This is a genomic window from Thioclava indica (assembly GCF_000714545.1).
Taxonomy (GTDB): domain Bacteria; phylum Pseudomonadota; class Alphaproteobacteria; order Rhodobacterales; family Rhodobacteraceae; genus Thioclava; species Thioclava indica.
Window position 1 is genome coordinate 246211 of the sequence record NZ_AUNB01000001.1, and the last position, 19231, is coordinate 265441.

The 19231-nt window shown below is 62.3% G+C and carries 12 protein-coding genes; 4 read left to right on the forward strand and 8 right to left on the reverse strand.

Translation table 11 applies throughout. The annotated features are described in order from the left end of the window. Positions 1-111: 111 nt before the first annotated feature. Both DT23_RS01225 and DT23_RS01230 read right to left on the reverse strand, forming a co-directional pair. Entirely contained in the window at positions 112-3363 is a 3252-nt protein-coding gene (locus DT23_RS01225; protein WP_051696955.1) for an efflux RND transporter permease subunit, read from the reverse strand. Next, entirely contained in the window at positions 3356-4339 is a 984-nt protein-coding gene (locus DT23_RS01230) for an efflux RND transporter periplasmic adaptor subunit (protein WP_038127340.1), read from the reverse strand. Before DT23_RS01230 ends, DT23_RS01225 begins: the two co-directional genes overlap by 8 nt. A gap of 198 nt (positions 4340-4537) precedes the next feature. Here DT23_RS01230 and serS point away from each other — a divergent pair, with 198 nt between their 5' ends. Then, on the forward strand, positions 4538-5827 hold the full coding sequence (serS, locus tag DT23_RS01235) for a serine--tRNA ligase (protein WP_038127342.1): 1290 nt from the start codon (positions 4538-4540) through the stop codon (positions 5825-5827). A gap of 64 nt (positions 5828-5891) precedes the next feature. Here serS and der read toward each other — a convergent pair whose 3' ends face one another. Genes der through DT23_RS01250 form a run of 3 tightly spaced genes read right to left on the reverse strand, consistent with a single transcriptional unit; the run spans position 5892 to position 9519 of the window. After that, positions 5892-7406 carry a ribosome biogenesis GTPase Der gene (der, locus tag DT23_RS01240; protein ID WP_038127344.1) on the reverse strand — a complete coding sequence of 505 codons (1515 nt, stop codon included), beginning with the start codon at positions 7404-7406 and terminating at the stop codon, positions 5892-5894. Positions 7407-7455: 49 nt separating this feature from the next. Continuing rightward, a complete protein-coding gene (locus DT23_RS01245; RefSeq protein WP_240473514.1) occupies positions 7456-8781 on the reverse strand; it encodes an outer membrane protein assembly factor BamB family protein in 1326 nt (441 codons plus the stop codon). Between the two features lie 60 nt (positions 8782-8841). Beyond that, positions 8842-9519 (reverse strand): hypothetical protein, encoded by a 678-nt coding sequence (locus DT23_RS01250; RefSeq protein ID WP_038127347.1) that lies wholly within the window; start codon positions 9517-9519, stop codon positions 8842-8844. Between the two features lie 180 nt (positions 9520-9699). Here DT23_RS01250 and DT23_RS01255 point away from each other — a divergent pair, with 180 nt between their 5' ends. Then, positions 9700-10854, forward strand: a complete 1155-nt coding sequence (locus DT23_RS01255) for an efflux RND transporter periplasmic adaptor subunit (RefSeq protein WP_081846870.1) — start codon at positions 9700-9702, stop codon at positions 10852-10854. After that, positions 10851-14408 (forward strand): efflux RND transporter permease subunit, encoded by a 3558-nt coding sequence (locus DT23_RS01260; RefSeq protein ID WP_038127351.1) that lies wholly within the window; start codon positions 10851-10853, stop codon positions 14406-14408. The genes DT23_RS01255 and DT23_RS01260 overlap by 4 nt, the downstream gene beginning before the upstream one ends. Before the next feature lie 6 nt (positions 14409-14414). On the opposite strand, the gene DT23_RS01265 is transcribed toward DT23_RS01260, so the two are convergent. Together DT23_RS01265 and DT23_RS18330 are read right to left on the reverse strand one after the other, a co-directional pair. Further along, positions 14415-16259 (reverse strand): ABCB family ABC transporter ATP-binding protein/permease, encoded by a 1845-nt coding sequence (locus DT23_RS01265; RefSeq protein ID WP_038127353.1) that lies wholly within the window; start codon positions 16257-16259, stop codon positions 14415-14417. 127 nt (positions 16260-16386) lie between these two features. Then, the gene (locus DT23_RS18330; protein ID WP_156023813.1) at positions 16387-17604 is read right to left on the reverse strand and encodes a LysM peptidoglycan-binding domain-containing protein; all 1218 of its coding nucleotides are present in this window, start codon (positions 17602-17604) and stop codon (positions 16387-16389) included. A gap of 112 nt (positions 17605-17716) precedes the next feature. Between DT23_RS18330 and DT23_RS01275 the strand changes: the two genes are divergently transcribed. Further along, a complete protein-coding gene (locus DT23_RS01275) occupies positions 17717-18271 on the forward strand; it encodes an LOG family protein (protein WP_038127354.1) in 555 nt (184 codons plus the stop codon). On the opposite strand, the gene rarD is transcribed toward DT23_RS01275, so the two are convergent. Continuing rightward, positions 18268-19188 (reverse strand): EamA family transporter RarD, encoded by a 921-nt coding sequence (gene rarD / locus DT23_RS01280; RefSeq protein WP_038127718.1) that lies wholly within the window; start codon positions 19186-19188, stop codon positions 18268-18270. The two genes, DT23_RS01275 and rarD, sit on opposite strands and share 4 nt — an antisense overlap. Positions 19189-19231: the final 43 nt, after the last annotated feature.

A 19231-nucleotide genomic window follows, 5' to 3' on the forward strand; every position in this document is an offset into this window, starting at 1 on the left:
GCTCCTGCCCTATCCCCAAGCGCGTCGCTCGTTTTAGTTAAAGCCGCTTAAACAAGCGCCCGCGTGAGGGGGTATCCTCGCGCGGGCGCTCGTGTTTCGCATGATCCCCGATCAGGTCTTAAAGATCCGATAGATCGCGGGGATCACCAGCACCGTCAGCAAGGTCGAGCTGAGCAGACCGAACAGCAACGAGATCGCCAGACCCTGAAAGATCGGGTCCGCCAAGATCACCACCGCGCCGATCATCGCCGCCACCGCCGTCAGCAGGATCGGCTTGAAGCGGATCGCACCGGCCTCGATCAGGATCTCGGTCTTGGTTTTGCCGGTTTCATCTGCGTGTCGGATGAAATCGACCAGCAGGATCGAGTTGCGCACGATAATCCCTGCCAGCGCGATAAAACCAATCATCGAGGTGGCCGAGAACGGCGCGTGGAAGATCCAGTGGCCCAGCATGATGCCAAGGAAGGTCAGTGGCACCGGCGTCAGGATCACCAGCGGCAGGCGGAAACTGCCAAACTGCGCCACGACGAGGATATAGATCCCGAGCAGAGCCACCGCGAAGGCCGCGCCCATGTCGCGGAACGTGACCCAGGTCACCTCCCATTCGCCATCCCAGAGCAGCGTGACATGGCTTTCGTCCTGCGGCTGGCCGTGGAACGAGATCGTCGGCTTTTCACCCGGCGCCCATTGCATGTTGTTGATGATATTATCGACCGCCAACATGCCATAAAGCGGCGCCTCGAACTGGCCGGCGAGTTCGGCCGTGACCATCTCGGCCTCGCGCCCGTTATGGCGGAAGATCGGGTAGGACGCCTTCTCTTTGGCCACGCTCACGACATCGCCCAGTTCCACCACACCGCGTGCGCCGGGCAGAACATTGGCCGGAATTGGCGTGGACAGCGTGTTCTCGTTCATCACCTTGTTGGATTTCGAGCGCTCCATCACGATCGGGATCGGCTGGCGTTCTTTGCCGCGATGGGAATAGCCCACCGTGGTCGAGCCGTTCAGCATCGCCAGCGTGTCCCAGACATCGCCTTCCGAGACCGAGTAGAATTCCAGATCGTCTGAATTCACCGTCGCGCGCAGCTTGTCTGGCTGAATGCCGAAGGAATTGTCCACATCCACGATATAGGGCACTTCCTTGAAGGCCTTTTCGATCTGGCGCGCAGCATCGCGACGGACCTTGGGAGTGGGACCGTAGACCTCGGCCAGAAGGGTCGCGATCACCGGCGGGCCGGGGGGCGGTTCGACCGTCTTCAGGCTTGCGCCTTCGGGCAGTTTGATTGCCTTGATCTTGTCACGGATGTCGATGGCGATTTCATGGCTGGAGCGGTCGCGCTCTGCCTTGGGCAGAAGCTGAATTTCGACATCGCCCTTATTGCCGCCTTCGCGCAGGTAGTAATGGCGCACCAGCCCGTTGAAGTTAAACGGAGCCGCTGTGCCTGCATGGGTTTGCGTCGCCAGCACTTCGGGCATGTCCGTCACGATATCCGCGACCTGTTGGGCGACATTATCGGTCTCTTCAACTGACGTGCCCGCAGGCATGTCGATCTCGACCGACAGCTCGGATTTGTTATCAAACGGCAGCAGTTTGACCGTAACGTGTTTGGTGTAAAGCAGCCCCAGAGAGCCAAAGCTCAGCACCGTCACCACGATCAGGAACAGCCCCGCGCGACCCTTGGTTTTGAGGATCGGACGCGCGACGGTGGCGTACATCTTGCCAAGACGACCGCCCACCTGATGCCCTCCATGGCCATCATCAACATCGTGATTATGCAGCTCCGCCTTGCCGGCAACCTTCACCATCAGCCAAGGCGTGATAATGACGGCCACGAAAAACGAAAACACCATCGCCGCCGAGGCCACCGCCGGAATAGGCGACATGTAAGGCCCCATCATGCCCGACACAAAGAGCATCGGCAAAAGCGCCACTACAACCGTGAGCGTCGCCACGATCGTCGGGTTGCCGACCTCGGCGACGGCCTCGATTGCCTTGGTCACACGAGACCCCGGCCCTTTCATCCCCCAATGCCGCGCGATGTTTTCAATCACTACGATCGCGTCATCGACAAGAATCCCGATCGCAAAAATCAACGCAAATAGCGACACCCGGTTGAGCGTAAAGCCCATGATATAGGCGGCAAACAACGTCAGCAAAATCGTCACCGGAATGACGATTGCCACCACGATGGATTCGCGCCAGCCAATCGCGACCAGCACCAGCCCGATGATCGACACCGTCGCCAGCCCAAGGTGGAACAGCAGCTCGTTGGCCTTTTCATTGGCGGTTTCGCCGTAATCGCGCGTGACTTTGACCTCGACATCATCGGGGATCAGCGTGCCGTGCAACTGGTGCATCCGCTCAAGGATCTGATCCGCAACAACCACCGCGTTCGAGCCTGCGCGTTTGGCAATCGCCAGCGTCACAGCCGGGGTGCGCTGTAGCTTTCCGTTCTTGTCGCGCTGCACGTTCGAGACGATCTTATCCGAGGCGTCGGGTACATACGACACCTTGGCGACATCGGCCACATAGACGGGACGATTGTCGCGCGTGGTCAACAAAAGACCCGCGATTTCAGCCGGCGCGACCAGCGTCTTACCGGCAGCCAGCGAGATTTGCTTACCCTCATTGCGGATCGTACCGGTGTTGAACGAGCGGTTCGCCTGCGTCACTTTCTGCGAGAGCTGCTGCAAGGTCACGCCGTAAAGCGCCAGCTTGTCGGGCTCGGGTTCAATGCGGATCTCGTTGGTCGCCTCGCCCACGATATAGGTCAGACCGACATTGCCGATCTTGGTCACTTCGGTCTGCATTTCGCGCGCGATCCGGGTGAGTTCATCACTGTCGATCTGCGCGCCGTCCTTGCCCGTGAAGGTCAGCGAGACAATCGCCACATCGTCAATCCCACGCCCCACGATCACCGGATCGGGGATGCCCTTGGGGATGCGGTCCATATTGGCCTGCATCTTTTCATGCACGCGCAAAACGGCTGCATCCGCCGAGGTGCCGACCTTAAAGCGCGCCATCACCAGCGCGTAATCGTCCTGCGTTTGGGAATAGACATGCTCGACCTGATTGATGCCCTGCACAATGGTCTCCATCGGCTCGGTCACCAGTTTCATCGCGTCATCGGCCTTGAGCCCCGGCGCCTGAATGTGGATATCGACCATCGGCACCGCGATTTGCGGCTCTTCCTCACGCGGTAGCGAAATCAGCGCCACCATGCCCACCGCAACGGCGGCCAGAATCATCAAAGGCGTCAGCGACGAGCGGATGAACGATTTCGTCAGCGCGCCCGCAATGCCCAGCTTGCCGTGCACGACATCGTCTTCGGGCGTCTCTGGCCCGGTTGTCTTCTCACTCATGAGGCACCACCACGTCGCCCGGGTTCAACCCGGTCAGAATTTCCAGCATTTCCTGCCCGTCGATATTGATGCGCACACCGGGAACGACCGTGCGCTCATAGGTGCGATCACCATCCTTGACGCGGATGAAATCCAGCCCCGAGCGGGTGTCGATATAGCTTGCGGGCACCACGATGGTCTGGCGATTACCCATCGGCAGCTTGACCAGCACGCGGGCGGCCACGAAGCGCGCATTCAGATCAGGCACCTCGACATCGGCCTGCACGCGCCCGCCCTCGATTTGCGGATAAATCTTGGCCAGCTTGCCCTCGATCTCTTTGCCATCGGAATCGGTGATCATGATCGTATCACCCTGCTTGAGCATATCGGCATGGCGTTCGGGCACCGACAGGCGCAGGAAAAACCCGCCCCCGCCAATCGTCGCAATCGTCTCGCCCGCCATGATGACAGCGCCCTTGGTCACGGGAACCGACACCACCTTGCCCGCGATTGGCGCCGTGACCGTGCCGTAGTTTTCCTGCTGCTGATAGACCTTGCGCTGCGCCTGTTGCGCGGCGATCTGGCCCTCATAAACGTTCACCTGCGTTTGCAATTGATCGACGTTTTGCGAGGTCGACACGCCGCGCGCCTTCAGATCCTCACCGCGTTTCAACTCGGTCTTGGCGTTATCAAGCTGGGCCTGCAACGCGTTGATCTGCGCATCCACCGCACCAATCTGATAGACCAGCGTCTGATCGACGATCGTGGCGATGGTTTGCCCGGCAGTCACGTTGTCGCCCTCGGTCACGTCCAGCTCGGTGATGGTGCCCGAAAGCTGCGCGCGCGCGGCGATGGTGTTTTTGGCCTCGACCTGACCGTAAACCGATTTCCAATCGGTCACGATCTGGGGTTCGACCGTGATCGGCCCATCGGCGGCCATGACCAATCCCGGCAGGACCATCAGGGCAAATGCCAGCGGCAAGACTATCAGTTTCATCTCGGTTTCCCTTCCATCCCGGCGGACGCGTGTTTCGCCAGTTATATTCCGGTTCTTGAATGTGAGCCTTTACAGCGAAATTCAACCTCTATGCAAGCCAAGCCCGTGAGAGCTGTGGCGGGGTTGCATCGGCCGGGGGCTTTCACGCGCCAGTTTCATGCGCTAAAGCCGTGGGCGCAACAGTCTTGGAGAGATGAGATGCACGATATTCGCGCAATCCGTGAAAACCCCGCTAATTTCGACGCCAAACTTGCGCGCCGGGGGCTCTCGCCCATTTCTCCCGAGCTACTGGCGCTGGATGAGGCCCGTCGCGCCGCGATTCACGCCGCCGAAACCGCGCAGGCCGCGCAAAACGCTGCCTCCAAACAGGTTGGTGCCGCCAAAGCCAAGGGCGATGACGCCGAGTTCGAACGCCTGCGCGCTTTGGTGGGCGAGAAGAAATCCGAGGTCGCCGCGATGCAGGCCGAGGCCGGCGATCTAGACGCCAAGATGCGCGACCTGCTGCTGACGATCCCGAATTTGCCCCTTGATGAGGTGCCAGATGGCGCGGATGAGGATGAAAACGTTGAAGTCAGCCGCTGGGGCACCCCGCGCAGTTTTGATTTCGCACCTAAGGAACATTACGAGCTGCCCGCCGTCGGCAATGCGATGGATTTCGAAACGGCGGCGAAACTGTCGGGCGCGCGCTTTGTGGTGCTGAAAGGCGGCGTCGCGCGGGTGCATCGCGCGCTCGCGCAGTTCATGCTGGATCTGCACGTCGATCAGCATGATCTTAGCGAAAACATCACGCCGGTTCTGGTGCGCGATTCCGCAATGCTGGGCACCGGACAATTGCCGAAATTTTCCGAGGACAGCTATCAGACCACGAATGGCTGGTGGCTGATTCCTACCGCCGAGGTCACGCTGACCAATTACGCCGCGAACGAAATTTTCGACGCCAGCGCCCTGCCCCAACGCATGTGCGCGCACACGAATTGCTTCCGCTCCGAGGCTGGATCGGCAGGCAAGGACACCTCGGGGATGCTGCGCCAACACCAGTTCGAAAAGGTCGAGATGGTCACGATCTGCCACCCCGATGAGGCGCTGGCCGAGCACGAGCGCATGACCAAATGCGCCGAGGCAGTGCTGGAAACGCTGGAGCTACCCTATCGCCGCGTTGTGCTGTGCACGGGCGATATCGGCTTTGGCGCGCAGAAAACCTATGACCTTGAGGTCTGGCTGCCCGGCCAAGATACCTATCGCGAGATTTCCTCGATCTCGACCTGCGGTCAGTTTCAAGCGCGCCGGATGAATGGCCGTTTCAAGCCCGCCGATGGCGGCAAGCCCGATTTCGTCGCGACGCTGAACGGCTCGGGGCTGGCGGTCGGGCGCTGCCTGATCGCGGTGCTGGAAAACGGCCAGCAAGAGGATGGCTCGGTCACCCTGCCCGCCGCGCTGCACCCTTACTTGGGCGGCAAAACGCGGCTCGTGGATGGCGCGCTCGTCTGATCTCACCGACAATGCACGAAAAAGGGCCCCATCACGGGGCCCTTTTTTAATGCGAAATGTCGGGTCACTCGCCCTTTTTGCTCTCACGCCGCTTGCGGGCGGTCTCTTTGTGATCGGCCTTTTTCTTGGCATCGACGTGTTTTTTCAGCCGCGACGGGATCGACTTTTTGCGATCTTTGTAGGGGTTATCCTGCCCCTGATCGCGCATATACAGCCGGATCGGCGTGCCGGGCATGTCAAACGCCTCACGCAGACCGTTGATCAAATAGCGCTCGTAACTCGCGGGGATCTTGTCGGCATAGGTGGTTTTCACCACAAATCCCGGCGGGCGTGTCTTGGCCTGCGTGATGTAGCGCAGCTTGATACGGCGACCACCCGGAGCGGGCGGCGGGTGTGCCTCGACCATCGCGCCAAGCCAGTTGTTCAGCTTGCCGGTGGTGACGCGACGGTTCCAAACCTCATGCGCCTTGAGGATCGCGGCGTGCAGCCGGTCGATGCCCTTGCCGGTCTTGGCCGAAACCGTAACCATCGGCGCGCCGCGTAATTGCGGCAGCAGCCGTTCAAACGCCTCGCGCAGCTCCTTCAGCTTTTCGGGCTTGTCCTCTTCGAGATCCCATTTATTGGCCGCAACCACCACCGCGCGCCCCTCGGTCTCGGCGAAATCGGCGATGCGCAAGTCTTGGGTTTCAAAGGGAATATTGACGTCAAGCAAGACCACGACGACCTCGGCAAAGCGCACTGCGCGCAAGCCATCCGCCACCGACAGCTTTTCCAGCTTGTCGTTGATCTTGCCGCGTTTGCGCATCCCGGCCGTGTCCCAGATCCGCATCGGCGTGCCCATGAACGTGTTGGTCACCGAGATCGCATCGCGGGTGATCCCCGCCTCGGGGCCGGTCAGCAGGCGGTCTTCGCGGATGATCTTGTTGATCAGCGTAGACTTACCTGCATTGGGCCGCCCGATGACGGCTAGCTGCAGCGGTTTGGCAGCAGAGGGCGGTTGATAGGCGGGGATATCGCCCTCTTCCAACTCACCCTCAAGCACAACATCGGTTTCGGGCGTGTTGGCGGCGTTACGCTCTGCAAACTCATCAGCCAGCGGCACCAGAGTGGTGTAAAGATCATCCAGACCTTCGCCATGCTCTGCCGAAATGCGCAAAGGCTCGCCAAGGCCCAAAGACCACGCCTCAAGCGCACCGGCATCGCCGGCAGCGCCCTCGGCCTTGTTGGCGGCGAGAATCACATGCGCGTTCTTTTTGCGCAGAATATCGGCGAAAATCTCATCCGCCGGGGTCACGCCAACGCGCGCGTCAATCAGGAACAGGCAGATGTCGGCCTCTTCGACGGCGCGTTCGGTCAGGCGGCGCATCCGGCCTTGCAGGCTGTCATCCTCGGCCAGTTCCAGTCCGGCGGAATCGATGACAATAAAGCGCAAATCGCCCAGCCGCCCATCGCCCTCGCGCAGATCGCGGGTCACGCCGGGGGTGTTGTCGACCAGCGCCAAACGCTTGCCCACCAGACGGTTGAACAGGGTCGATTTACCGACATTCGGGCGGCCGACGATGGCCAGGGTAAAGCTCATGGTGCCCTCCTTGGGCGGATACGAGCGGCCCCCTTACACCCGAATGGCGTCACTTGAAAGCGTGCAGTTTCCCGTCGCCGCCCACAACGTACAGCACACGCCCCGCCACAACCGGGTCAGAGGCCGCACCGCCGGGGATATTGGCCTGCCCGATCAGCGCGCCATTCACCGGGTTGAACACCCGCAGGATTCCATCAGACGAGGCGACAAATAGCTTGCCACCCGCAAGGACGGGGCCGTAGTTGGCGGTGATTGTGCGCTGTTTCTTGGGCTTTTCCTTGACGTAATAGGGCAGATCACGCGCCCATATCTGTTCGCCTGTCGCTGCATTAAGCCGCACGATCTGACCCGCATCCGAGGTCAGGAAAATCGAGCCGCCAGCCACTTGCACCGGCGAATTCGCCCCTTCGGTCGCCGTCCAAAGACGTGCACCCGAATTCACATCAAACGCCGCCAGCTTGCCCGTCGAAGCCCCCGCATAAACGGTATCGCCGACAATGACGGGGTCGCCCGTCAGATCAACGATCGAGGCATAGGCCACACCGGGACGCGCGCCCGGCACCTTAGATTGCCACAGCTGCATCCCGCTTTGGCGCAGCACGCCCGACATAAAGCCCGACGGGAAGGGGAACACGACCATACGCCCGTTGACCGCAGGCGAGGACACGCCCGTCATCCCCGAATCCGAGGGCGCGCCCGGCACTTGCCACAGCACTTTGCCATCGCTCGCACGGATCGCCCAAGCCGAGCTGTCACGCGCCACAACGTAAACCGTGCCGCCCTCGACGGTGGGGGCACCGCCAACGCCAGCATCGAAATACTGCCGCCATTTGATCGCGCCACTGGCGGCATCAATCGCAACCAGTTCCGAGAAATCGGAGGTGACGTAAACCGTGCCCTTGTCATAAGCCACGCCGCCACCCGAGGCATCGCTGTCACGATCGCCGGGCGGTGTGATATCGGTTTGCCAGACACGCGCACCGTTGAGCGCAGTCGCACTGACGCGGGCTTGGCTATCCAGCGTATAGACCCGGCCCCCGCCGACAATCGGATCAGCGGTGATGCGATACCGCTTGGCGTTGCCCGCCCCGATATCGGCCGACCAGATCGGCGTGGTGCCAGCGCCGATGGCGGCGTTGAACAGCGCATGGGTGGGCGCACCACCGCGTTGCGGCCATTCGCTATTGGAGACCTGCGCGGGCAGCTTGATCGGCTGCGCATGATCTGCCGGAGCAGCCAGCGGCGGCAGCCCCTCTTGGGCGCGCAACGCGTCGCGCGGGCTCAGGCGCTCGCCCTGCAAGATGACCTCTTTAGGAGAACAGCCCGCCAATGTCGCGGCCATCCCCAGCACGAAGATAGTCTTGCTCAGATTCACGCCCGTTCTCCCTGCCTTGTATCAGCTTGCTTTTACAGCAAGCCCGCTTTGATCGTCACTTTACTCTTGCGGGGCCGCCTGAGCCGCCCCCGGCACGGGCGGCACCGTGCCACCCAGCGCCACAATCAACTCTGTCGCGCGTTGTTGCAAGCCCGGTGTCAGCCCGGCGTCCTCAAGGATCTGTTTTGCCAAGGCAATCGCCCCGTCCTTGTCACCACCTGCCAGTTTGACCGCAGCCTGCTGCTCAATCGCCAAAAGACGATAGGGCGCGCCCGGCGTGGCCAGAAAGGCCAGCGTCGCATCGCGTTTGGCCGCGTCCATGTCCGGTCCCGCCGCGATCACCGCCTTTAGCTGCGCCAGTTGCGTGATCGACACCGGCAAGCCCGGCTCGGCGGCAGCGGCGTCATAAAAGGCCAGCGCCTCTTTGGGCTTGCCCGCACTCACGGCCTGATCGCCCTGCAAAATCTTGAGAACCGCCGCGCGCCCTGCACCATCGGGGGCAATCGCGGCAAGCGCCGGATCGGTATTCTGACCGTTCATCGCCGCCATCACCTGATCGCCAAAGCCGCGCGCTTTGGCATTGGCCTGCTCTTTTTGATAGCCGTTCCACGCGGTGCCGCCCACGATGCCCAGGATCACCAGACCGCCGACCCACCCCCATTTGCGAAATGCCGCAAAAAGTTTGTCTTGGCGGACCGCATCGGTCACTTCGTCGATAAAACTGTCGGTCTCGCTCACGCGTGCCTCTTTTCGCTAGTCTTCCGGCCCCTCTTACACGGCTGCACAAAGCCTGCCAAGGCCCGCCGCGTCATGCACGCCTCGGGCTTGTGATCACGCGCCCCTCACCTTAAGTTGAACGATGCGGTTCGCTCTGCTGTTCTCGCATAGTTTCCTATTGCCCGCCGCAGGAGCCTTAGCATGCGCCCGATCCCGATCATCAACGCGATCCTCGTGCTGGGCGTGCTGTATTTGCTGGTGTTTGAGCGCGACCGCCTGATGGGATTTGCGGGAAAATCGGGCGGCGAACCTGAGACAGAGATCACCGCGCAAGCCGAAACGCCAGAGGGCGCGGTGCCGGTGCAGGCGGTATCTTCGGTGGCGCGCGCACTCGATCAGGGGGTGTTGACGCGCGGTCAAACCGAGGCGGCGCGCCGGGTTGAGCTGCGCGCGGAGACCTCGGCGCGGGTGATTTCCGAACCGCTGCCCAAGGGCCACGCTGTCACGCAAGGCGATGTGCTGTGCGCGCTTGATCCCGGCACCCGCCCCGCCGCGCTGGCCGAGGCGCAGGCCCGCCTGACCGAGGCACAACTCAACGCGACGGCAGCGCAGAAATTGCAGGCGGGGGGCTATCGCTCTGACACTTCTGCCGCATCTGCGCTATCGGCCCTTGAGGCCGCAACCGCAGGCGTTGAAGCCGCACAAACCGAGCTCGCACGCCTCAAGATCACCGCGCCCTTCGACGGCATCCTTGAAGGCGAAACCGCTGAAATCGGCTCCTTCCTCGCCGCGGGCGGGCTTTGCGCCACCGTGATCGCGCTGAACCCGATGAAACTGGTCGGCTACGTGCCCGAAACCGAAATCGACCGCGTGAAAACGGGCGCGCAAGTTGGCGGGCGGCTGGCGACGGGGCGCGAGATTCTGGGCCGCGTCACCTACGTTGCCCAAAGCGCCGATGCCACCACGCGCACCTTTACCGTCGAGGCCGAGGTCGCCAATCCCGACGCCGCGATCCGCGAGGGTCAGACCGTGGAAATGATTATCGCCGCCGATGGCACCAAGGCGCATTTCCTGCCCGCCTCGGCGTTGACGCTTAATGATGACGGGCAATTGGGTGTGCGGATTGCGCGCAACGGCGTGGCCCATTTCGCCCCCGTCACCTTCCTGCGCGACACCGCCGACGGTGTCTGGCTGGCGGGCCTGCCCGAGCGCGTTGATGTGATCGTCGTGGGGCAGGATTACGTTACCGAAGGCTCCCCCGTCATCGTCACCCTTGTCGATCACGCCCCCGGCGACGTGGCCCAAGACACCCCGCGCCCCGGCACGCCCGCCCCCGATACGGCGCCCGCGCAATGACGGGCATCGTCGATTGGGCCGCAGCGCGCGCCCGCATGGTGATCGCCTTCGTGGTGATCTCGATCGTCGCGGGGCTTGCAGCCTATCTCAATCTACCCAAAGAGGGCGAGCCCGATATCGAAATCCCGATGCTGTTCGTGTCGGTTCCCTTCCCCGGCATCTCGGCCACCGATTCCGAAAAACTGCTGGTCAAGCCGATGGAGACCGAACTGGCCGGGCTTGACGGGCTCGACAAGCTGACGGGCATCGCGCAGGAAAACTATGCCGGCGTGATGATGGAATTCGATTTCGGCTGGGACAAGACCAAGATCATCGCCGATGTGCGCGACGCGATGAACACCGCCGAGGGCAAGTTCCCCGACGGCTATGAAAAATACTCGATCAACGAGATCAATTTTTCCGAGTTTCCGGTTGTCGTCGTCACGCTGTCTGGCAATGCCCCCGAGCGCACGCTGCAACGCCTTGCGCGCGATTTGCAGGATGAAGTCGAGGGGCTGGAACCTGTCCTAGAGGCGCAGATCGCGGGCAATCGCGACGAGATGCTCGAGGTGGTGATCGACCCGCTGCGGCTGGAATCCTACAACGTCACAGCCCCTGAACTGATCGCCACCGTGCAATCCAACAACCTGTTGGTCGCGGCGGGCGTGGTGGAAACCGATGGCGGCGCGTTTTCCGTCAAGATCCCTGCCACATTCGAGACCGCGCAAGACGTCTACAACCTGCCCGTCAAGAAGAATGGCGAGCGGATGGTGACGCTGGGCGATCTGGCCGATATCCGCCTGACATTCGAGGATCGCACCGGCACCGCGCGCTTTAACGGGCAGCCGACGGTCGCACTGCAGGTGGTCAAGCGCAAGGGCTACAACATCATCGATACGGTCGATCTGGTGCGCAAGACGGTGGCGGATGCGCAGGCGCGCTGGCCCGAGCCGTTGCAACGCGCGGTCGATGTGGGGATCTCGCTCGATCAGTCGAAAACCGTGGGGGCGATGGTCAGCCAGCTTGAGGGATCGGTGCTGACGGCGATTGCGCTGGTGATGATCGTGGTGCTGGCGACGCTTGGCACGCGCTCGGCGCTGCTGGTGGGCTTTGCGATCCCGACCTCGTTTTTGCTGACCTTCCTGCTGCTGGGCGCGATGGGCGTGCCGATCTCCAATATCGTGATGTTCGGGCTGATTCTGGCGGTGGGGATGCTGGTCGATGGCGCGATTGTCGTGGTGGAATATGCCGATAAGCGGATCTCGGAAGGCTCGGGTCCGATGGCCGCCTATACCGAGGCCGCCAAGCGCATGTTCTGGCCCGTGGTCAGCTCCACCGCGACCACGCTCTGCGCCTTTCTGCCGATGCTGTTCTGGCCGGGTGTTCCGGGCGAATTCATGGGCATGCTGCCGATCACGATCATCTTTGTGCTGTCGGCCTCGCTGGTGGTGGCGCTGGTCTATCTACCGGTGATGGGGGGCGTCGCGGGCCGTCTGTCGCGCCGCCTTGAGATGGGCGCGGGCGTGATCAAGCACTGGCCCTACCCGCTGCGCCTTGCGCTGGCGATTGTCTCGGTCGCGCTGGTGTTCTTGGGCGCGATGCTGACGCTGAACCCCGCTTACCTGTCGGGCGGGCACACCCCGTCTGGGCAATTCGCCGCCTCGCTACCCGGCGCGGTGCTGTTCGTGCTGGCGGCGATGGCGGCCTCGATCACGATGACCGCCGCCAAGCCTGCGCGCAAACGCCGCCCCATCGAGGCTGGATATCGCCGCCGCCCGTTTGGTCATGTCATCGCCTTCCTCGCGGGCAATCCGATCATGCCGCTGGTCAGCGTTGCCGTAATCGTGGGCGCTGTGATCTTCACTTTCGGCTATTTCGGCAAGCACAATAATGGCACGCAATTTTTCACCGATTCCGAGGTTGAGCAGGCGATCGTCTATGTGCGCGCGCGCGGCAATCTTAGCCTGTCGGAAAAAGACGCCCTGCTGCGCGAGGCCGAATCGCGTGTGCTTGGCGCACCGGGCGTCGGGGCGGTGTTTTCCTTTGCGGGCGAAGGCGGGTTGAACCAGAATACCGGCGGCGCCAGCGCACCGCGCGACACGATCGGGCAGATTCAGGTCGAGATGACGCCTTGGGAGACGCGCAAATCCGACCCCGCGCTGAAGGGCGATCTGGTGATGGAAAAGATCATGGCCAAGATCGCCACGATCCCCGGCATCAAGGCCGATTATCTGGCGCAAGATCGCGGACCAAGCTCTGGCAAGCCGATCCAGCTACGCCTTAAGGGCGATGATTTCGCGACACTCGGTCAGGCGGTTGATGCTGTCGAGGCCCATATGGCGCAGATGCAGGGCGTCACCGCGATCGAAGACACCCGCCCCCTGCCCGGCATCGACTGGGAAATCGACGTGGATGTCACCCGCGCGGGGCGCTTTGGTGCCGATGTCGCGACCGTGGGCGGCATGGTGCAACTGGTCACGCGCGGCCTTTTGCTGGACACGATGCGGGTGCCGAGTTCCGACGAGGAGATCGAGATCCGCGCCCGCCTGCCCGAACAAGACCGGCTGCTGTCAACGCTCGATACGCTGAAACTGCGCACCTCGGAGGGGCTGGTGCCGCTGGCCAATTTCATCACCCGCACGCCGGTTCCAAAACTCGGCCAGATCGACCGGATCGACCAGACGCGATACTATGATATCAAGGCCGATGTGCTTGAGGGGCTGACGAATGACGCAGGGGCTCCGATCACGGGAAACGAGCGCATCGCCGCCCTCGAAGACTGGCTGAGCACGCAGGCCGATCTGCCCTATGGCGTGAGCTACGAATGGTCGGGCGACATGGTGGAACAGGCCGAAAGCCAAGCTTTTCTGATGCAGGCTTTCGCGGGCGCGCTGGCGCTGATGTTCGTGATCCTGCTGGCGCAATTCAACAGCTTTTACAACGCGGTGCTGGTCCTTCTTGCAGTGATCCTGTCGACCGCCGGGGTGCTGATCGGGATGTTGGTGATGGGGCAGCAATTCTCGATCATCATGACCGGCGTGGGGATCGTCGCGCTGGCGGGAATTGTGGTGAATAACAACATCATCCTGATCGACACCTATCAGGAATTCTCGCGCTATATGCCCCAGATCGAGGCGATCATCCGCACCGCCGAGGCCCGCTTGCGCCCCGTCCTGCTGACCACGATCACCACGATGGCGGGGCTTGCGCCGATGATGTTCGGACTCTCGCTCGACTTCTTCAATGGCGGCTATTCGATCAACAGCCCGACGGCGATGTGGTGGAAACAACTGGCCACGGCGGTGGTGTTCGGCCTTGGCACGGCGACCGTGCTGACGCTGGTGCTGACGCCCGCGCTGCTGTCAATCAGGGTCTGGATCAATGCGGGCGCCTATCGCGGCACGCGCGCGCTGTCGGCCTTGATGCAAGGCATCGACAGCGCCGCCGCGCGTGATCTGGCGCTGGAACGCGCGATGCGCAAAATGCGTGGACGCGAGCTGATCTGGGAGGACGCGCTACCCCACGAGGGCGGCGCGAAACCCCACATCGCATCGGGGCAAAAGGCCGCCGAATAGGGCGGGTTACGCCGCCCCTTCTTGCGCCTCTTCTTCCTCGGCTGATTGGCGCGCCCACATCGCGGCGTAACGCCCGTGGCGCGCCAGCAGTTCCTCGTGATGACCGCGCTCGACGATCTCGCCTTTCTCCAGCACCACGATTTCGTCGCTATCGGCAATCGTGGACAAGCGATGCGCAATCGTAATCACCGTGCGCCCCTGCCCCATCGCCTTGAGACTGTCCTGAATGTCGCGCTCGGTCTGGGTATCCAGCGCCGAGGTCGCCTCGTCCAGCAACAGGATCGGCGGGTTTTTCAGGATCGTGCGCGCGATGCCCACACGTTGCTTTTCCCCCCCCGACAGCTTGAGCCCGCGCTCACCAACAGAGGTGTCATAGCCATCGGGCAGATCCATGATGAAATCATGAATCTTGGCGGCTTTGGCAGCTTCCACGATCTCGGCTTCGCTGGCATTGGCGCGCCCATAGGCGATGTTGTAGCGGATCGTGTCGTTGAACAGGACCGTGTCTTGGGGCACCACGCCAATCGCGTTGTGCAAACTGTCCTGCGTCACATCGCGCAGGTCTTGCCCGTCGATTTTGATCGCCCCGCCTGTGACATCATAAAAGCGAAACAGCAGCCGCCCGATGGTCGATTTCCCCGAGCCAGACGGCCCGACCAGCGCCACAGTTTTCCCCGCAGGCACGCTGAGCGAAATCCCCTTCAGGATCGGGCGCGTCGGGTCGTAATGGAACTCGACATTCTCCAGCACGACTTCCCCGCCTTGCACATTTAGAACATTCGCGCCCGGTTTATCCTCAATTTCCGAGGGTTGATGTAACAAATCAAACATTTCGCCCATATCGACCAACGCCTGCCGGATCTCGCGATAGACGGTGCCGAGAAAGCCCAGCGGCATGGTGATCTGGATCATATAGGCCTGCACCATGACGAAATCACCCACCGTCAAAGTGCCTGCTTGCACCTCCATCGCGGCCATCACCATCACCGTCACCAAGCCGATCGTGATGATCAGCGATTGCCCCGCATTCAGCGTCGCCAGCGACTGGCCGGTTTTGACGGCCATCTGCTCATAACCGCGCATCGAGTCGTCATAGCGCTCGGCCTCGCGCTTCTCGGCCCCGAAATACTTCACCGTCTCGAAATTCAGCAGACTGTCGATCGCCTTCTGGTTGGCATCCGTATCGGCCTTGTTCATCGCGCGCCGGATCGCCACACGCCACTCGGTGACCTTGAAGGTGAACTTGACATAGGCCGCGACGGTCAGGATCACGACCAATGCGTAACGCCAGTCAAACACCACCGCGAAGATGATCGTCACCATCGTGAGTTCCAGGATCAGCGGCCCGACCGAGAACAGCATGAAGCGCAGCAGAAATTCGACGCCCTTCACCCCGCGCTCGATCACACGGCTTAGACCGCCGGTCTTGCGCGTGATGTGATAGCGCATCGAAAGACGGTGAATATGGGTGAAGGTCTGCAACGCCAGATGGCGCAACGCCCGCTGCGCCACGCGCACGAAAATCGCATCGCGCAGCTCGCCAAACGCCACTGTCATCAAGCGCGCCACACCATAAGCCACGGTGATCCCCACCGCGCCCACACCCAGCGCCCAAGCCGGGTCGACGCCATCGCCAGACAAGTTGTTGACCGCCGCGCGATAGACAAACGGCGTCGAAACCGAAATAATCTTGGCCGCGATCAACGCCATCATCGCCAGCACCACGCGGCGCTTCACCCAAGGGGCCTCGTGCGCCCACAAAAACGGCAGCACAGCGCGGATCGTGCGCCAACCGCGCGCCCGCTCGTCGCGCGACATTTTTCCGGTTGAGGTGATCTGGGACGGAGGCATCGCGTGCCCTTTCTTTCATCTAGCCTTAAATACTCCGGAGAGGGCTGGCCCCCGGCACCCCGGAACAGGCGCGCAAACTAACGGTGCGCGCCCCGAGGTTCCAGCCCCGATTGTGTCGCAGCGGCTGCTATTGCGGTGAAGGAATGGTAAAGACCTGCCCGGGATAGATTAGGTCGGGGTTGCGGATCTGGTCGCGATTGGCGTCAAACACGCGCACATACAGCACGCCATCGCCATAAACTTCGCGCGCAATCGCCCAAAGTGTGTTGCCCTGCACGATCTGCACGACGTTGACCGCGTTGCCCTCTCCACCGGAAGCATCCACCGCATCCGATGTCGCCTGTGCCGATGCGCCCTCGGTGGCCACAACAATTTGATCGGGCTGATCAAAATCGGTCTCGGCGCGCGCGACCACCTTACCTGCCGAACCCGTCGCGTCGATGCGCAGCTTATGCGGTCCCGCGCTGAGCCCGGGCAAATCCAGCGACCAGCGCCCGTCGCGACCAGCCTGCGTTTGCGCCACCAATTCACCGTCGAGATACGCGCCAAGTTTGGTGCCCTCAGGTGCGCCGCGCCCCTCGGCACTGGCACTGCGCCCCTGCCCGAACGCGATGGTGTCGATCACCAGCGTGTCGCTGGCAGGCGCCAGCAGTCGCGCGCCCGCAGCATCGGTCACAATCGGTGCAGGAGCGGCCTGCGCCATGTCGCCCGCCGCTGGCGTCGCGCTTGGCTCCGTGCCCTCTTGCGCCGTGGCGATTTCGGTTTGCGCGGGACGCAGCACAAGGCTTTCCGCACTGTCACGCGCCACACCATCCGCGCCGGTCACACGCAGCGACAGCGCACGCGCGCCGTTGCTTGGGGGCAAATCAAACAGCGAGGCAAAATTGCCCGCACCATCGGCTGTCTCACGCGCAACCATCTGGCCGTCCACCAGAATTTCAACCTTTGCGTCAGGCTCAACGCGACCCGCCAACGTAACCGAGCCATCGGGTGTGGCGCGCAGCGCATCAAATTTCACGGTTGCGGTTGAGGCGTTTGATGGTGGAACGGCTTGCGATGAATCCGACGTCTCTGTCTCTAAAGCGCTCGGCACGGTCTTTGGCATTGCAGAGACAGGCGCGTCAGCAGGCGCCGCTGCGTCTTCTGCCGCCACAGCAGGGACAGCCGCCTTTTGCGCCATGGGCGCGGTGCCATCATTGCCGGTCTCAGGCGCGACCGGTGGCCCCCAGACCGCCCAGCCAATCAGCGCCAGCACGATCAGCCCCAAAGCCACACCGCCGCCCAGCAGCGCGCCCGACCATTGCGCAGCTTTTGCCTTATCGCCTTGCGCGTCACCCTGTGCCATCAAAACCCCTTTCGCCTCGCGCACGCCTTCTTGCGAGGCCACACCTTGAGCGACCTTAACAACCTCGCTATCAAACCTGCAAGAACAGCCTTTTCAGCACCGGAGCCGCGCCATGAGCATTTCCAGATCTATTTGCGTCTATTGTGGCTCGCGTCCGGGCGTGCGCGCCTCCTATACCGAGAGCGCGCGCGCCACGGGAAAGATGCTGGCCGCGCGCGGCTGGCAACTGGTTTACGGCGCAGGAGATGTCGGCTTGATGGGCGAGGTCGCGCGCACCGCACAAGCGGCTGGCGGGCGCACATTCGGCGTGATCCCCGAGCATCTTTTCCCCCATGAGGTCGGCAAGCGTGACCTCTCGACCTTTGTGGTCACCGAAACGATGCACGAGCGCAAGAAAGTGATGTTCATGAATGCCGATGCGGTCGTTGTGCTGCCCGGTGGCGCAGGCAGTCTGGACGAGCTGTTCGAGGTGCTCACATGGCGTCAAATCGGACTGCATGAAAAGCCGATTTTCGTGCTTAATATCGAGGGCTATTGGACGCCGCTTCTCAACATGATCGCCCATATCATCGCCGAGGGCTTTGCCGATGCCTCGCTGGCCGACATGGTCGTAGCGGTGGACAGCGTCGCCGAGCTGGAAACCTCGCTCGTTGCCGCCCTCGCCTAGACGGCCTCGGGCGGGACGGAAGTGACACGACGCGGGCGCAGGCTGGCGGTCGAATACAGCGCCAGCGCGCACCAGATCAGCCCCAGCGCAATCGCGTGCCAGATCGTGACCTGCTCGCCAAAGGCCAGCGTCGCAACACCGAATTGCAGCGTCGGGTTAAGATATTGCACCAGCCCCACCGTCGCCATGCGCACCCGCTGCGCGGCATAGGCGAACAGCAATAGCGGCGTGCCGGTCAGCGGACCCGAGAACGCCAGCAACGCCGATGTTTGCCAATCCTTACCAAACGCGCCCGCCCCCGGCGCACTGCCCCACCAGCCGTAATGATAGCCCGCCAGAACGCCCAGCGCGACGGGTGAAAGCAGCAGCACCTCGGCGCAAACCGAGACCATCGGCCCCGCCTTGAGCCCCTTCTTGATCAGCCCGTAAGTACCAAAGGTGAAAGCCAAAATCAGCGAGATCCAGGGCGCCACGCCAAGCCCCAGCGTCAACACCAGTACCGCCGTGCCCGCCAGCGCCACCGCCGCCCATTGCAACCGGCCAAGCCCCTCGCGGTAAACAATCAGGCCCATCACCACGGCGACCAACGGGAAGATGTAATAGCCCAAGCTCGCCTGCACCGCATGGCCTGTTTGCACCGACCAGATAAAGGTGAACCAGTTGGCCGAAATCATAATCGCCGCCAGCGCCACGATGGCCGCGCTGCGCCCGCGCCCCGCGCGTAAAACCCGCACGACCTCGTACAGCCGCCCCCGAAACCCCAGGATCAGCCCGAAAAAAATCAGCGACCAAAGCGTGCGATGGGCCAGAACCTCAATCGGCGGCACGCCGTCGAGCATCTTGTAATACAGCCCCGACAGTCCCCAGATGACGCAGGTCGCCACCATCGCCCAAAACCCTTTGACAGCCTCGCTCATCGCGCATCCCTTATAATTGCGCGCAAGCTGACGCATCACGGCG

Excerpts from the sequence above, each read along its gene's own strand:
- DT23_RS01275 (WP_038127354.1), top strand. The coding sequence starts at position 17,717 with ATGAGCATTTCCAGATCTATTTGCGTCTATTGTGGCTCGCGTCCGGGC.
- DT23_RS01225 (WP_051696955.1), bottom strand. The coding sequence starts at position 3,363 with ATGAGTGAGAAGACAACCGGGCCAGAGACGCCCGAAGACGATGTCGTG.
- DT23_RS18330 (WP_156023813.1), bottom strand. The coding sequence starts at position 17,604 with ATGGCACAGGGTGACGCGCAAGGCGATAAGGCAAAAGCTGCGCAATGG.
- DT23_RS01230 (WP_038127340.1), bottom strand. The coding sequence starts at position 4,339 with ATGAAACTGATAGTCTTGCCGCTGGCATTTGCCCTGATGGTCCTGCCG.
- rarD (WP_038127718.1), bottom strand. The coding sequence starts at position 19,188 with ATGAGCGAGGCTGTCAAAGGGTTTTGGGCGATGGTGGCGACCTGCGTC.
- DT23_RS01265 (WP_038127353.1), bottom strand. The coding sequence starts at position 16,259 with ATGCCTCCGTCCCAGATCACCTCAACCGGAAAAATGTCGCGCGACGAG.
- serS (WP_038127342.1), top strand. The coding sequence starts at position 4,538 with ATGCACGATATTCGCGCAATCCGTGAAAACCCCGCTAATTTCGACGCC.
- DT23_RS01260 (WP_038127351.1), top strand. The coding sequence starts at position 10,851 with ATGACGGGCATCGTCGATTGGGCCGCAGCGCGCGCCCGCATGGTGATC.
- der (WP_038127344.1), bottom strand. The coding sequence starts at position 7,406 with ATGAGCTTTACCCTGGCCATCGTCGGCCGCCCGAATGTCGGTAAATCG.
- DT23_RS01255 (WP_081846870.1), top strand. The coding sequence starts at position 9,700 with ATGCGCCCGATCCCGATCATCAACGCGATCCTCGTGCTGGGCGTGCTG.